This window comes from Massilia norwichensis (genome assembly GCF_024753245.1).
Classification (GTDB): domain Bacteria; phylum Pseudomonadota; class Gammaproteobacteria; order Burkholderiales; family Burkholderiaceae_D; genus Telluria; species Telluria norwichensis.
Genome location: NZ_JANUGX010000013.1, coordinates 77,525 through 92,355 on the forward strand (window position 1 = coordinate 77,525; position 14,831 = coordinate 92,355).

General features: G+C 67.2%; 17 protein-coding genes. 8 read left to right on the forward strand and 9 right to left on the reverse strand.

Features of this window, described 5'->3' with window-relative positions:
* Positions 1–11 precede the first annotated feature (11 nt).
* From NX782_RS12585 to NX782_RS12605, 5 genes are all read right to left on the reverse strand, one after another.
* A complete protein-coding gene (locus NX782_RS12585) occupies positions 12–926 on the reverse strand; it encodes an alpha/beta fold hydrolase (RefSeq protein WP_258845814.1) in 915 nt (304 codons plus the stop codon).
* Between the two features lie 4 nt (positions 927–930).
* Complete coding sequence (locus tag NX782_RS12590) at positions 931–2,598, reverse strand: GMC family oxidoreductase (RefSeq protein WP_258845815.1); 1,668 nt, start codon at positions 2,596–2,598, stop codon at positions 931–933.
* A gap of 9 nt (positions 2,599–2,607) precedes the next feature.
* Positions 2,608–3,129 carry a twin-arginine translocation signal domain-containing protein gene (locus NX782_RS12595; RefSeq protein WP_258845816.1) on the reverse strand — a complete coding sequence of 174 codons (522 nt, stop codon included), beginning with the start codon at positions 3,127–3,129 and terminating at the stop codon, positions 2,608–2,610.
* A gap of 135 nt (positions 3,130–3,264) precedes the next feature.
* Positions 3,265–4,032: an RNA methyltransferase gene (locus tag NX782_RS12600; RefSeq protein WP_258845817.1), complete on the reverse strand. Its 768-nt coding sequence runs from the start codon at positions 4,030–4,032 to the stop codon at positions 3,265–3,267.
* The gene (locus NX782_RS12605; RefSeq protein ID WP_258845818.1) at positions 4,029–4,202 is read right to left on the reverse strand and encodes a hypothetical protein; all 174 of its coding nucleotides are present in this window, start codon (positions 4,200–4,202) and stop codon (positions 4,029–4,031) included. Before NX782_RS12605 ends, NX782_RS12600 begins: the two co-directional genes overlap by 4 nt.
* A gap of 21 nt (positions 4,203–4,223) precedes the next feature.
* Between NX782_RS12605 and NX782_RS12610 the strand changes: the two genes are divergently transcribed.
* The 8 genes from NX782_RS12610 (at position 4,224) to NX782_RS12645 (ending at position 11,572) form a co-directional block, all read left to right on the forward strand.
* On the forward strand, positions 4,224–5,003 hold the full coding sequence (locus NX782_RS12610; protein WP_258845874.1) for an inositol monophosphatase family protein: 780 nt from the start codon (positions 4,224–4,226) through the stop codon (positions 5,001–5,003).
* 332 nt (positions 5,004–5,335) lie between these two features.
* Positions 5,336–6,793, forward strand: coding sequence for a DEAD/DEAH box helicase (locus tag NX782_RS12615; protein ID WP_258845819.1), 1,458 nt, complete (start codon positions 5,336–5,338; stop codon positions 6,791–6,793).
* Positions 6,794–7,048: 255 nt separating this feature from the next.
* Positions 7,049–7,477, forward strand: a complete 429-nt coding sequence (locus NX782_RS12620; protein ID WP_258845820.1) for a MarR family winged helix-turn-helix transcriptional regulator — start codon at positions 7,049–7,051, stop codon at positions 7,475–7,477.
* A gap of 20 nt (positions 7,478–7,497) precedes the next feature.
* On the forward strand, positions 7,498–8,817 hold the full coding sequence (locus NX782_RS12625; RefSeq protein ID WP_258845821.1) for an MFS transporter: 1,320 nt from the start codon (positions 7,498–7,500) through the stop codon (positions 8,815–8,817).
* Positions 8,818–8,889: 72 nt separating this feature from the next.
* Entirely contained in the window at positions 8,890–9,669 is a 780-nt protein-coding gene (gene otnI, locus NX782_RS12630; RefSeq protein WP_258845822.1) for a 2-oxo-tetronate isomerase, read from the forward strand.
* Positions 9,670–9,755: 86 nt separating this feature from the next.
* Positions 9,756–10,619, forward strand: coding sequence for a hypothetical protein (locus NX782_RS12635; RefSeq protein WP_258845823.1), 864 nt, complete (start codon positions 9,756–9,758; stop codon positions 10,617–10,619).
* Between the two features lie 15 nt (positions 10,620–10,634).
* Positions 10,635–11,123 carry a hypothetical protein gene (locus NX782_RS12640; RefSeq protein WP_258845824.1) on the forward strand — a complete coding sequence of 163 codons (489 nt, stop codon included), beginning with the start codon at positions 10,635–10,637 and terminating at the stop codon, positions 11,121–11,123.
* A 65-nt stretch (positions 11,124–11,188) separates the two neighbouring features.
* A complete protein-coding gene (locus NX782_RS12645; protein ID WP_258845825.1) occupies positions 11,189–11,572 on the forward strand; it encodes a TraR/DksA family transcriptional regulator in 384 nt (127 codons plus the stop codon).
* A 27-nt stretch (positions 11,573–11,599) separates the two neighbouring features.
* On the opposite strand, the gene phbB is transcribed toward NX782_RS12645, so the two are convergent.
* From phbB to NX782_RS12665, 4 genes are all read right to left on the reverse strand, one after another.
* A complete protein-coding gene (gene phbB, locus NX782_RS12650; RefSeq protein WP_258845826.1) occupies positions 11,600–12,358 on the reverse strand; it encodes an acetoacetyl-CoA reductase in 759 nt (252 codons plus the stop codon).
* Positions 12,359–12,486: 128 nt separating this feature from the next.
* Positions 12,487–13,041: a hypothetical protein gene (locus NX782_RS12655; protein WP_258845827.1), complete on the reverse strand. Its 555-nt coding sequence runs from the start codon at positions 13,039–13,041 to the stop codon at positions 12,487–12,489.
* Between the two features lie 100 nt (positions 13,042–13,141).
* A complete protein-coding gene (locus NX782_RS12660) occupies positions 13,142–14,017 on the reverse strand; it encodes a M90 family metallopeptidase (protein WP_258845828.1) in 876 nt (291 codons plus the stop codon).
* Positions 14,017–14,790, reverse strand: coding sequence for a glutathione peroxidase (locus NX782_RS12665; protein WP_258845829.1), 774 nt, complete (start codon positions 14,788–14,790; stop codon positions 14,017–14,019). Before NX782_RS12665 ends, NX782_RS12660 begins: the two co-directional genes overlap by 1 nt.
* Between the last annotated feature and the right edge of the window lie 41 nt (positions 14,791–14,831).

The following is a 14,831-nucleotide window of genomic DNA, read 5'->3' on the forward strand; positions in this document are numbered from 1 at the left end:
CACCGCGGCGATCAGGAAACCAGTGCCGCCAGCTCTTCCATCACGGCCGCCAGCACGCGCGGATTGCTGCCGAGGGCGACGTGGCCGATGCCGCCGAATTCGAGGTTGCGCGCGCCGGGCAGGCGGCTCGATTCCTGCGGCGCGACGATGTTGTCGTGGTGGGTGTAGAGCGAGGTGACGAGGGCGCGGGTGGCGGCGTCCTCCCCCTGCGCCAGCGCCTGCAGCCAGGGACTGCCGGGGCGCATCTGGAAGGCGTTCTGTCCCAGGCCGAAACGGGCCAGCGCGGTGCCGTGGTGCGGCGTGCCGAGCGTGAGCACGCGCGCGACGCGCCGGGTGCCGTGGTCGCGCATCCAGGCCCGCGCGACCAGCCCGCCCATGCTGTGGGCGACGATCGCGATCTTTTGCGCGCCGGTGCGGGCGCACAGGTCCTGCACCGCCTTTTCGACGAGCGGCACATAGGCGTCGATGCTGCCGGCGACCGGCTCCAGGTCGACGCTGGCGTGGCTGATGCGGGCCGCGTCGAGCAGCGGCGTCAGATGCGTCCAGTAGCCGCTGTTGCAGCCGTAGCCGTGCAGGAGCAGCACCGGTACATGCCTGCTGTCCGGGTGGATGCGCGTGGCGGCGCAGGCGCGCGGCACCTGCCAGGAGGTCACCAGCATGCTGGCCTTGAACTCTTCGGCCAGCAGGCGCAGGCGGGCTTTGGGGCCGAGCCGGAAGGCGCTGGGGGTGGCGCTGGCGAACCAGCCGGCCATCGCGAAGTTGTTCATATTGATCAGCAGGCGCACCAGCGCCACGCAGGCGAGGCCGATCAGCGCCGCCTGCCAGGGCGCGATCCCGGCGCGCGCCGTTAGCGCCCAGGCGATCAGCGCCGCCGCGCCCAGCTGCACCAGCAGCAGCGTGCGCAGCAGGCGGCGCGCGCTTTTCATGGCTTCACGCGGCTTGCACCGGCGCTCCCGCGGCCGGCGCCGGGGCCGCCACCGGACGCGCGGCCGGACGGCCGGTCAGGGACTGCGCCAGTTCGCTGGCCAGGCGTGCCGTGATGCCGTAGATCGACAGCTGCGGATTGGCGCCGATCGAGGTCGGGAACAGCGAGCCGTCATGCACCGAGAGGTTCGCCAGGCCGTGGTAGCGCCCATCCGGGCCGGTCACGCCGGCGCGCGGGTCCCCTGCCATCATGCAGCCGCCCATCACGTGGGCCGAGGCGACCTTGGTCAGGTGCGGGCGGTAAGGCAGCGCGGCGATGCCCTGCTGCGCCTCTTTCCACGACGCGTAGCGCGGCGCGGTCTCGTGCGCCACCTGCACCGCCGTGGCGCCGGCCGCGAACTGGATCTCGGCCATGGTGAGCAAGGCGCGGCGCGCGCCGTCCCACAGCGGCTCGTTCAGCGGATAGTCGAGCACCGGCGCGCCGCCGGCTGCCAGCTGCACGCTGCCGCCCTGCGATTCGGGGTGGAAGCCGTCGCGCAGCAGCGCCAGCGTGCCCTGCAGGTGCGGGAACTGGCGCATCATCCCGGCGTGGCTGGCGCCGAAGCCGGTCATGGTGGTCGCCAGCAGCACCGGGTGCAGCGGCGGCGCTTCCAGCTTGTAGCCGAGCGGGCCGTCGATCGCCTGGGTGTGCAGGAAGTGGTCCGAGTAGACGGTCTGCGGCGCGCCGGCATAGCCTTCGACGCGCTGCGGGAACAGCGCCGCCGACACCAGGGTCGGGTGCAGGAAGGTGCGCTTGCCGAGCAGGCGGTTGGGATCGGGCGCCTTCGAACGCAGCAGCAGCGCCGGCGAATTGATCGCGCCGCCGGCCAGCACATAGTGCTTCGCGCGCAGGCGTAGGCGGCGGCCGGTCGGCTGCAGGCCGGCGGCGTCGAGCGCGCTGCATTCGAGTCCCGCGATCCGTTCGCCATGGATCAGGAAACGCTCGGCGCGGGCGCGCGTCACCAGCGTGGCGCCATGCTCGAGCGCCGAGGGGATCGTCGATACCAGCATCGACTGCTTGGCATTGGTCGGGCAGCCCATGCCGCAATAGCCGAGGTTCCAGCAGCCGTTGACGTTGCGGCGGATGAAGCCGGTCGGGATGCCCAGCTTTTCCGCACCGCGCCGCAGCAGGTCGTTGTTTTCGTTGGGCGGCGCCTGCCAGTCTCCGACGTGCAGGCGCGCTTCCATCAGTTCGAACCAGGGCTTGAGCGCCGCTTCGCTGTAGCTGTCCAGGCCATGGCGCTGCTGCCAGAATTTCAGGGTGTCGGGCGGAGTGCGGAAGCTCGAGGTCCAGTTGACCGTGGTCGAGCCGCCGACGGTGCGCCCCTGCAGGATGGTGATCGCCTTGTCCTTGGTCTTGCGCGCGGCCGACTCCTGGTACAGCGTCGGATAGGCTTCCTCTTCGCGCATGCGGAAGTCGCGCGAGGACTGCAGCGAGCCTTCCTCGACGATGATGACCGACAGGCCGCTCAGGGCCAGGATCTCGGCGCTGACGCCGCCGCCGGCGCCGCTGCCGATGACGATGACGTCGGCGTCGAGCGTGCGGTCGGCATCGAGGCGGGCGCCGTCGATGACCTTCCAGCCGCGCGCCAGGCCGGCCGCGACCGGATCGGGGATGATCTTGATGTTACTCATGCCAGCTCCTCAAGCGAGTTCCTTCAGCGGTCCGGGATAGCCGATCGCCGCCCAGTTGGCGGCATCGCTGTACCAGCTGCCCAGCACCAGGTCGTGCAGGGCCTGGTAGGCGGTGCGCAGCAGCGCGAGGCGGTGGGTGCGCCAGTCCTGCAGCCAGTCGGTGACCTCGGCGTCGGTGGCTTCGGTCCAGCCGTGCGGAATGCCGGTCAGCAGGCGGCGCGCCGGGCCCAGCGCCAGCAGGCCGAACAAATCCTGCACTTCCTGCTGGGTGGCCAGCGGCAGGCCGAGGATGGTCTGGTGCAGGCGCTCCGTGACGGACCCGATCGCCTGTTGGCGCGCTTGAGCCTCGGTCGGCAGCACCCCGGCCAGGATCGCCGGCACGATCGCGTGCATGGCGTCGCGCGCCTCGCCGTCGAGCACGAAGCCCTTGGGCGCAGGCGGATGCGTGGCGCGGTAAATGCCGCCGCCGGCGGCAAGCACGAGCGCCGCCAGGGCGCCCGCCTTCAGGAAGGATCTGCGGCTTGTCTCCATATCGAACCCTTATCTTTCTTTTTTATCTAGTGTAAGCGAAAGATTCGTGGGGAAAACGCGCAAAACTAGAGCGCCGCGTCTAGCTTGCCGCGAGGCTCTTTCCAAAATTCGGGGTCTGACCCCGGTTTTTGGAAATTATTCTTTGGAACGCATCATTTGGCGGGCGATGCCGCGCAGGATGTTGACTTCCTCGGTTTCGAGCTGGGTGCGGGCGAACAGGCGTTTCAGGCGCGGCATCAGCTTTTTGGGGTTGTCGGCGTTCAGGAAGCCGATCGCCACCAGCGCTTCTTCGAGGTGGGCGTACATGCCCTCGATCTGGGCCATGCTGGCGGCCTCGCCATGGAAGCCGACGCCGGTCTGGGTCCTGTCGCGCTGCGACGCGTCCCCTTCCGCCGCGAGCCGGCATTCGTAGGCCAGCACCTGGGCCGCCTGCGACAGATTCAGCGAGGAATACGAGGGGTTCGCCGGAATATTGATAAGGACATTGCAGCCGGCGACAATGTCGTTCGGCAGCCCGACGCGCTCGTTGCCGAGGATCAGGGCCGGGCGCAGATCCGCCTTGTCGGCGACATGGGCGGAAAAGGCGCGCGGCGTCCACACCGGCGGCGAGAACTCGCGCAGACGGGCCGACACCGCGGCGGCAAAATTACAGCCTTCCAAAGCTTCGGCGACGCTGCCGACGATGCGCGCGTTTTCCAGCACGTCGATGGCGCCGCTGGCAAAGGCCACCGCCTCCGGGTCCGTCAGCGGCTGTTCGCAGCGCGGCGTCACCAGCACCAGCTCGGAAAAACCCATGGTCTTCATCGCCCGCGCGACCGAGCCGACATTGCCTGCGCGGCTGGTTTCCACTAGCACAAAGCGTAGCCGTTTGAAAAGAGATATGTCAGTTTCGGTCGGGTTCATTGTAAAATAGCGCCATCGCGCGGTGACGAGCGGTTGAAATGCAGCTGGATCTTGTATCCGGCCGCGATTTTAACGGTTTCGGCACCGCTTTGCTCTTTGTCATTCTCATCGCTATTTGATCGTTCACGGCACGCATGTTTCCACTGCGGCGCGTGGGCGTCAGCATTCATCAGGAAACCCTCATGCACCCAATGCTCAATACGGCCATCAAGGCCGCCCGCCGCGCCGCCACGGTCATCAACCGCGCTTCGTTCGATCTCGACCGTATCACCGTCAGCGAAAAAAGCCATAACAACTTCGTCACCGACATCGACCAGGCAGCGGAACAGGCCATCGTCGAGACCCTGCTGAAGGCTTACCCCGACCACGCGATCCTGGGCGAAGAATCCGGCCCGACGGCCAACCTGAACGACGATAGCGAATACGTCTGGATCATCGATCCGATCGACGGCACCACCAACTTCCTGCACGGCTACCCGAACTACTGCGTCTCGATCGCGCTGCAGCAGCGCGGCGTGATCACCCAGGCCGTGATCTACGATCCGGTCCGCAACGACCTGTTCACCGCCACCAAGGGCGCCGGCGCCTACCTGAACGAGAAGCGCATCCGCGTGCGCAATCCGGACCGCATCAACAAGGCCCTGATCGGCTCCGGCCACGGCACCGAGCCGCGCGACCTGGCCGAATACCTGCGCATGTACGAAGTGGTGGCGGCGCGCTGCCACGGCGTGCGCTCGAGCGGCTCGGCGGCGCTGGAACTGGCCAACGTGGCCGCCGGCCGCGTCGACGGCTTCTTCGAGAAGGGCCTGAAGATCTGGGACATCGCCGCCGGCTCGCTCCTGGTGACGGAAGCCGGCGGCATCGTCGGCGAATTCAGCGGTGAATCCGAATACCTGAACAAGGGCGACGTGATCGCCGCCGGCCCGAAGGTCTTCGCCGGCATGGTCGCCGTTCTGAAGCCGTTTGCCTGAGTGATGGAAGGGGGCGGCCAGCCCCCGGGACGCTGGCGGTCCGCGTGCAGCACGCTCGATCGCTTTCGCGTAAAATACCTGTCTGCTTCCGGCGCCCTGCACCGTCGTTGCACCGCGCCGCGTCTCCCTGCCCCATCAGCCCGACGGCTGCGCTAAATTTCTCTAGCGAAACATTTTGAATTATAATTTACGTAGCTCTTAACCTTTGTGTTGATGGCTGCGACACGGCGTACCGGCACCAGTACCGGCCGCCCTGCCTTGTGTAATCCGATCGGCTTGACTGGCGTCTTCGATATTCTCGAAGGCGACGCGCCGGTCCCTACAGAAAAACTATGTCATTCACTACTCTCGGTCTGACCGACGCCATCGTACGTGCCGTAACCGAAGCGGGCTATACCGCTCCGACCCCGATCCAGGCCCAGGCCATCCCGGCCGTACTCGGCGGCGGCGACCTGCTGGCCGGCGCCCAGACCGGCACCGGCAAGACCGCCGGCTTTACCCTGCCCGTGCTGCACCGTCTGTCGACCGACAAGGTGGGCGCGGCGCTGACCAACAAAACGGCCAAGCGTTCGATTCGTGCGCTGGTGCTGGCCCCGACCCGCGAGCTGGCTGCCCAGGTCGAGGAAAACATTCGCACCTACGCCAAGTACACCAACCTGAACTCGGCCGTGATCTTCGGCGGCGTCGGCATCCATCCGCAGATCAAACTGCTGGCGAACGGCGTCGACATCCTGGTCGCCACCCCGGGCCGCCTGCTCGACCACGTCGGCCAGGGCACCATCAAGCTCGACAAGATCGAGATCCTGGTGCTGGACGAAGCCGACCGCATGCTCGACATGGGCTTCATCCACGACATCAAGAAGGTGCTGGCCGTGCTGCCCCCGAAGCGCCAGAACCTGCTGTTCTCGGCCACCTTCTCGGACGAGATCAAGGCCCTGGCCGACAAGCTGCTGAACAACCCGGCATCGATCGAAGTCGCGCGCCGCAACTCGACCGTCGAGGTGATTTCCCAGACCATCCACCCGGTCGACCGCGACAAGAAGCACCCGATGCTGTCGCACCTGATCCGCACCAACAACTGGAAGCAGGTGCTGGTGTTCACCCGCACCAAGCACGGCGCGAACAAGCTGGTCGAACAGCTCGGCCGCGACGGTATCGGCGCGATGGCAATCCACGGCAACAAGAGCCAGTCGGCTCGCACCAAGGCGCTGGCCGAATTCAAGGACGGCAGCCTGACCGCCCTGGTCGCCACCGACATCGCCGCGCGCGGCATCGACATCGACCAGCTGCCGCACGTGGTCAACTATGACCTGCCGAACGTGCCGGAAGACTATGTGCACCGGATCGGCCGCACCGGTCGCGCGGGCGCCACTGGCGAAGCGGTGTCCCTGGTCTGCGTCGACGAGCACCAGATGCTGAAAGACATCGAAAAACTGATCAAGCAGACTCTGCCGCGTGAGGTGATCCCTGGCTTCGAGCCGGATCCGACCGCCAAGCCGCAACCGATCCAGCTGCGCAGCGGCGCACCTGGCCACGGCAACCGCGGTGGCCGCCCGGGCGGCGGCCGTCCTGGCGGCGCCCCGCGCAACGGCGGCGCACCGGCAGGCCGCAGTGCTGCCCCGGCGGGCGGCGCCCCGCGTAATGGCGGCAATGGCGGCAATGCTGGCGGCGGTCGTGGTAATGGCGGCGGCAATGCCGGCGGTGGCCGTGGCAACGGCGGCGGTGGCCGCGGCGGCCAGAACCGCGGTCCGCGTCCGGCCACGGCACGCAGCGGCGGTGGCGATCGCTGATCGCTGACTGTCCTCGACTGCGCTGCATAAAAGCCGCGCCACCTGCACGGGTGGCGCGGCTTTTTGTTATCCATCAAACCGGGGTCAGACACCGATTTTTGGAAATGTCCTGCGGGATGTTTCCAGAATTCGGTGTCTGACCCCGGTTTGATTTTTGTCGTGTTTTTGATACTTGATTACTCAAGTACTTGCCAAGGGTCGCTGTTCTCCATATATTTGATTACTCAAGTACATTTCAATTGTTGAGGAACCGTCATGGAAAACACGCTGACCACCGAATTCTGCCTGCGCATGGGACGCGCCTGGGCCACTCTTTCGCGCCGCCTGGACAGCTCGCTGGGCAGCCACCACGGCATCAGCTTTGCCGACTACCAATTGCTGCTGCACCTGCAACGCGCGCCCGGCGGGCGTTTGCGCCGGGTCGACCTGGCCGAGAAGCTGGGGCTGACCGCCTCCGGCGTGACCCGCTCGCTGCTGCCGCTGGAAAAGATCGGCCTGGTCGACCGCCAGAGCGATCCGCGCGATGCCCGCGTCGGCTATGCGATCATCACCGCCGCCGGCAGCGAGCTGGTCACCAACGCGACGACCGTGGTCGACAACATCAGCCGTGCCGCACTGGGTGCGCCGTCGCGCGCGCAACTCGAGGCGACCTCCAACCTGCTGGCACAGCTGGCCGGAACCTGACACGCCCTCCTGGAAGAGACATGAATAACAATAAATTGCTGCGGGACCCCAACTTTGCCTGGCTGCTGGGCGGCGGCGTCATCTCCGCCCTCGGCGACCAGTTCACCATGATCGCCCTGCCCTGGCTGGTGCTGCAACTGACCCACGATCCGCTCGCGCTCGGCATGATGGTGGCGCTGCTCGGCGTGCCGCGCGCGGTGCTGATCCTGTTCGGCGGCGCGCTGGTCGACCGCCATTCGCCCAAGCGCGTGCTGATGCTGACCAAGTACGCGAACATGGTCCTGCTGGCGCTGCTGGCGGCCCTGGTGCTGAGCGGCCGGGCGACCCTGCCGCTGGTGAGCGTCATCGCCGTCGTGCTCAGCCTGGCCTCGGCCTTCAGCATCCCGGCCGGCACCTCGATCCTGCCGCAGGCGGTGGCGCCGCAGCATCTGGCGTCGGCGAATGCGACGATGATGGCGGTGCGCCAGGTAACGATGCTGGTGGGACCGCTGCTGGCCGGCCTGCTGTTTGCGCTGGGCGGCGACGGCCGCGCCGGCATGCAGGACGGCCATGCGTTCGGACTGGGCCTGGCCTTCGCCTTCGATGCCTTCAGCTTTGCACTGTCGGCCTGGACCTTGGCCAAGGTGCGGCCGCTGGCCACGCCGGCGCCGGCTGAAAAAGCGGACCAACAAACGCCGGCGCAATCCGTACTGCGCGCGGTCGGTGCCGGCTTTGGCGCGCTGTGGCGCGACCTGACCCTGCGCACCGCCTTCCTGTACTGGGGACTGTGCGCCTGCGTGACCGGCGGCGTGATGCAGGTGGCGCTGCCGCTGCTGGCCAGCGAACGCCTGCACGGCGCTGCCGCGCTCGGCCTGCTGATGGCGGCGAACGGCGCCGGTTCGCTGGCCGGCATGGCCCTGTCCGGCATCGCCGGCGGGCGCCGCCTGGGCACGCTCGGGCTCACACTGCTGGCGATCGACGGCCTGGTCGGCGCCCTCCTGATGCCGCTGGGTATGATCACCAGCAGCTGGCAGGGCATGCTGATCCTCGCTGCGATCGGGGTGCTGGGCGGTTATGTGCAGGTGGCCGTGTTCACCTGGATCCAGCAACGCGTGGCGCCGCAGATGCTGGGACGGATGATGAGTATCTTCATGTTCGTCTTCATGGGCCTGGCGCCTTTAACCGCGGCCGCGGCCGGCTGGCTGGCCAGCCACGTCACCCTGGCGACCCTGTTCACCGGCGCCGGACTGGGCCTGAGCCTGGCGGCGCTGGCAGCCTGGCTGTTCACGCCGATGGCCAGGCTGGCCGATGCCGGCCCGCCCGCCGGCGACGATGACGCCGCACCGTCGCCGACAAACTGACGAGCCGGAATCCGACAGGCGGCCGCGCCGTGCCGCCTGTGCCGGGTTGCCACTTCGGCTACAATTTTGTCCATGCCAAAATTTGCCGCCAACCTGAGCCTGATGTTCAATGAACTCGGCTTCCTCGAACGCTTCGCCGCGGCCCGTACGGCCGGCTTCGATGCGGTCGAGTTCCTGTTTCCCTACGCCTGCGAACCGGAGCAGATCCTGGGCCGGCTGCAGCGCTACAAGCTGCAGCTGGCATTGCACAATTTTCCGGCCGGCGACTGGGCGGCAGGCGAGCGCGGCTTCGCCTGCGATCCGCGCCGCATGCAGGAATTCCAGGACAGCGTCGAGCTGGGCCTCGACTATGCGGTCGAGCTCGGCGTGCCGCGCCTGCACTGCATGGCCGGCAAGCTGCCGCCGAACGTGGCGCCGGAGCGCGCGCATGCGACTTTCGTCACCAACCTGCGCTTCGCGGCCGAGGCTGCGGCCAGGCACGGCATCGAGGTCCTGATCGAGCCGATCAACGATCGCGACATCCCCGGCTATTTCCTGACGCACAGCAGCCAGGCGGCAGGCATCATCGCCGAATGCGGCATGGACAACCTGTTCCTGCAGTACGACATCTACCATATGCAGCGGATGGAGGGCGAGCTCGCCCTGACCCTGCGCGAGCGGATGGCTATCATCCGTCACATCCAGCTGGCCGACGTGCCCGGCCGCCACGAACCCGGCACCGGCGAGATCAACTTCCCCTTCCTGTTCAAGCTGCTCGACGAACTCGGCTACGACGGCTGGGTCGGCTGCGAATACATCCCGCAAGGCGAGACTGTCGCGGGCCTGGCCTGGCGCGACGCTTTTATTGCTTGACTTGATCGGCGGCAAGCTAGCCGCTGGGCAACTTTGAAAGAATGGGACTTTTCGGGCTCGGCCTTTTGCCGGCTAGAAAGGAACCCATGGACATCAGATCGATAGCTCAGCGTTTCCTGCTTGTCCTCGCCGCAGCATTGCTGCTGGCCAGCTGCGCGACGACAGGCGGCGGCCCGGTCAGCCTGGCCGAAGTGCGGGAATTCGCCGATGCCTCGGCAAAGCTCGGCGGCTATGCCGAGCTGTCGAAGCGCTACCGCGACACCTACGAGCGCGAACAGCCCTATCTGTCGCCGGCCGCCGACCGTATCGCCAAGGAAAACGATGCGCGCCGCAAGGCGGTCTACGACGACTTCCTCAGCATTCAGAAGAGCCTGGTGCTCTATATGCAGACCCTGAGCCTGCTGGCCGGCGAAACGCGCTACGACCTCTCCGCCCAGCTCGACGACCTCGGCAACGGCCTGAAGGCGAACAGCGAATCCGGTCTGCAGCAGCGCCACGTCGCCGCCTATACCGGTTTGACGCGCCTGCTGACGCGGGTGATCGCCTCCGGCTACCAGGGCCGCAGTGTCGAGACCATGGTGCGCGACGGCGATGCCGACGTGCAGGTGCTGCTGGAGGCGATGATCGCCCTCACCCGCCTGTATGCCAAGACCAACGAGAACGAGAAGAAGACCATCCTCGGCATCTTCGATGTCGAGATCCCGTTCTCGACCAAGAACTCGGACCGCATGCTGGTGACCCTGGCCAAGGTGCACTACCTGAGCAAGTCGACCGAATACAAGCTGATCGACAAACGCTACGACCTGGCCCTGCAGGGCCTGACCACGGTGGCGCTGGGGCACCAGAAGATGCGGGAAAACCTGAACAAGCTCACGGCGGACGAAACACGCAAGATGCTCGCCGCCTATGGACGCGACTTGCGCGCCTTGCGCGACGCAATGTCCGAATAAACCCGAGGAGGCCGCATGGCAAACGAAAAAACCGTCCCGCAGACGCCCGCACAGGCCCTGTCCACCGCCAGGCAGGTCGAGGAACTGGCCGACCGCCTGTCCGCCTGCGCCGACAGCATCCATGAGCGGGTGATGCGCGACATCCGCCGCGCCCAGGAGCAGCACCATGGCGAGGTGCCGGAGTCCGAACAATCGGTGGCGCGCGCCCTGCTCGACGCCGAGATCGAGCTGCGCCAGCGCGCCAACCGCCTGTACGCCGATGCCGCCGCCTGCGTGGTCGCCCCGCTCGGCCAGTCGCAGGTGCACCTGGTGGCGCTGACCGCCGACGCCGCCGACAAGATCAAGAAGATCACCCGCATCGGCGACGGCATCACCCTGGTCGCACGCCTGCTGGGCCTGGCCGCTGCCGCGGCGACCGGACAGGTCCTGCCCATCCTGGCCGCCGTCGACCAGCTCAAGACCCAGCTCGACGTGGTGGCCGTGCACGAGGCGCCGCCGGCCTGACAGCGCGCCGCAGGTTTGCGCTACACTGGTCTCCCGCAGGCGAGCTTTTTTCGGGAGACCGTCCCATGAGCGTCAATCCAACCGTCCAGTCCGGCGAAACACCGGACCGCGAGCAGCTGGCCCTCCTGAAAACGATGCTGGAACAGCGCCTGCAGGCGCTGGAAAGCATGGCGGCGCCCGCCGCCGCCGAGGGCGAACTGCCGGTCTCCGAAGTGGAAAGCTCGCCGCTCGACCGCGCCACCGCGCGCCTGCTGAACGACCTCTCGCGCGAAGCCGCCGGCCACCACGCGGCCGAGATGCAGGTGCTGCGCCACGCGCTGGCAAAGTTCGAGGACGACAGCTACGGCCTGTGCGAGGTCTGCGGCCAGCCGATCGGGGCCAAGCGTTTGCTGGCAAGACCTGAAGCGCGCCTCTGCATAGCCTGCCAGACGCGCGCCGAGCGACATTAATCAGAGCGCGCCTGAGACCGGCCGGGTTCAGTACATGTGCTGGCCGCCGTTAATGGCCAGATTGGTCCCGGTCATGAACGCCGCCTCCTCCGACACCAGATAGGCCACCAGGCCCGCCACCTCGTCCGGCTCGCCGAGGCGGCCCATCGGGATCTGCGGCAGGATGCGTTCCTTCATCACCTCGGCCGGAACCGCCTCGACCATCCGCGTGCGCAGGTAGCCGGGCGAGACCGTGTTGACGGTGACGCCGTGGCGCGCCATTTCCAGCGCCAGCGCCTTGGTGAAGCCGTGCATGCCGGCCTTGGCGGCCGCGTAGTTGGCCTGGCCGAAGGCGCCCTGCTGGCCGTTGACCGAAGAAATATTCACCACCCGGCCCCAGCGCCGCGCCATCATCGGCTCGATCGCCTGCTTGCTCAGGTTGAAGACGCTGTCGAGGTCGGCCCGCAGCACGGCTTGCCAGTCGTCCAGGCTCATCTTGCGCAGGCTGCGGTCGCGCGTGATGCCGGCGTTGTTGACGAGCACATCCAGACGCCCCATCTCGGCCAGCAGCTTCTGCATCATCCATTCGCAGTCGCCATAGTCGGTGACGTCGACCTTGTACGCCTTGAAGCGGTAGCCGTCGTCGCGCTGGGCGGACAGCCAGGCTTCCGGCGTCGGGTTGCCCGGCGAATAGGTGGTCGCTACCCGGAATCCCTCATCGTGCAGGCGCCGGCAGATTGCCGTGCCCAGTCCACCCATTCCACCGGTGACCAAAGCCACCCTGGTCTTTGCTTTGTCGTCGTGCATGCTTGTCGTCCTGTCGTCGGTAGGGCCGCGCCGGGTGCGCGGGAAATACCGAGTCTAGGAGCACCATCGTGCCCAGCTTTGACAAAGCGCAAACGGACTTACCCCTCAGCCCGCTTGCATGAAGCGCTTCAGCGAATGATGTCGGGGGCGCTGCCCGGATCGAAATCGGCCCAATCGCCGTCGACGATATTGCCCCTGGCGCGCTCGATCTGGGTGGCGCCGAGGCCGCGCAGCACGTCCACCGCCTTGGCTTCCAGGCCGCTGTCGTCGAAGGCGACCGCGACCAGCATGCCGGCGTGACGGTTCTCGACCGGCGCACGGCCACCCTCTTCCTTCTCGCCGGCGTCCTTCATCTTCGAGAAGCTGAACAGCGAGCCGACGTGGGCGCCGACCAGGCCACCGACCACGGGACCGAGCGGACCGGTGATCGGCGAGGTCGCAGCACCCGCCACGACGCCGACAGCGGCCCCGCCGGCGGCGCCTTGCGCCACGCCCTCCGGCGTTTCCTTGGCACCCGGCGAGTGGATGTGGTCGCCGCCGATGGCGGTCTGGTCGTGCTGGCCGGGCTGGCTGAGATAGAAACCGCTGATGCGTTCGCCCGCGAAGCCGGCGTCGAGAAGTGCGCGGCGGGCCCGCTCGACCTCCTCCTGCAACTGGAAGTGCCCTGCAATGATCATGGACATGAGAATTCCTCCTGGATTCGTCAGTACGGCAGATACTGCAGAGCATGCGCGCGCCGCGCCATTGGCTCTGTACGCAAACGCACGCAGCTCAGGGGCCCCGCTACTGCCACTGTCCGTAGACCAGGCCGTGCGGCTCCGGTTCCTGCCACTGCGGCAACGGGAACCAGTCGCGCGGATCGACACGGAAATAACACTGGAACTCGGCATACAGTTCCGGATGGCGCGCCGCCAGCGCATGCGGCTGCTCGAAGAAGCTTTCGGTGGCGACGGCGAAGAATTCGGCCGGGCTGCTGGCGCCGTAGGGATCGAGCACGTCGCGCTGGCCCCAGTAGGTTTCGCGGCGCAGCAGTTCGAAGTCGCGCGCCAGGGTCTCGGACCAGCGCCGGTAGCGTTCGGCGCTGCCCAGCAGGGGCGCGCCGTTGGTGCTGCCGGATTCGCTGTCGAGCTGGTGCGCGAACTCGTGCAGGACCACGTTCTGCGCCCCTTCCGGATCGTGGCCGGCGCGCCGCACGTGGTCCCAGGACAGGATCACGCGGCCGTCGCCCCAGGATTCGCCGAGCAGATCCTGGCGCGTCTCGGTGACCACGCCGCCGGGGTCGACCTGCTTGCGCGGCACCAGGAAGGCACCCGGGTACACCAGCACCGCGTGCAGGCCGGGATAGACCTCGGTCGTACGGTTCAGCAACAGCAGGCAGGCCTGGGCCGCGATCGTCACCCGCATCTCCTCGGTCACCTCGAGCCCGGCGCAGCCGACGAAGGTCTTCTCGTGCAGGAAGCGCTTGACCAGGCCCTGCAACTGTTCGCGCAGCGGCACGGCCATGCCGCGGTACTGCACCACGTTGCGCTCGACGATGGCGAGCTGGGTATTGCTCAATGGACGGGCCAGCGCCTGGCGCAGGCGCCAGCGCGGCAGGCCCCAGGCCAGCAGCAGCCCGGCTGCGATGGCGGTACAGACGAGCGTGGCACCGGTGTCCATCAGGCTGCCGCCGGGCTGTCGGCGCTCCCCTGGGCCGGGGCGAAATAGGCATCGACCGCGTCGGCGCCGCCGATACGCTTGCCGCCGATGAAGACCTGCGGCCAGGTCATCTCGCCGGAGACGGCGCGCAGCACGCTGGTGTTGATTTTCTGGTCCTGGGAGATATCCGTGAAGGCGATCCCGCGCGCCTTCAGCACCGCCTTGGCGCGCGCGCAGAAGGGGCAACCGGGCTTGGAGAACATCACCACCGGCTCCTGCGGTTTAGCGTCCGGGTTGATGTGGCGGAGCATGGTGTCCGCATCCGAGACCTCGAACGGATCGCCCTCCTTGTCCGGCTCGATGAAGATCTTGTCGACGACGCCGTCCTTCACCAGCATCGAATAGCGCCAGGAACGCTTGCCGAAGCCGAGCTCGCGCTTGTCCACGAGCAGGCCCATGCCTTCGCTGAAGTCGCCGTTGCCGTCGGGGATCATGGTGATATTGTCCGCTTCCTGGCTGCGCTGCCATTCGTTGACGACGAAGGGGTCGTTGACGGTGATGCAGACCACGTCGTCGACGCCATTCTCGCGCAACACCGGCGCCAGTTCGTTATAGCGCGGCAGGTGGGCGGAGGAACAGGTGGGCGTGTAGGCGCCCGGCAGGGCGAACACGACCACGGTCTTGCCCTTGAACAGTTCATCGGTGGTGATGTCGCGCCACTGGTCGCCGGGACGCGCCTTGAACGTGACCTGGGGAACGGGCTTGCCTTCCAGGGATTCTGGACTCGGTAACATGGGATCTCCTCTCATTGGCGGGCGGCGTCGCGCCGCTTCCC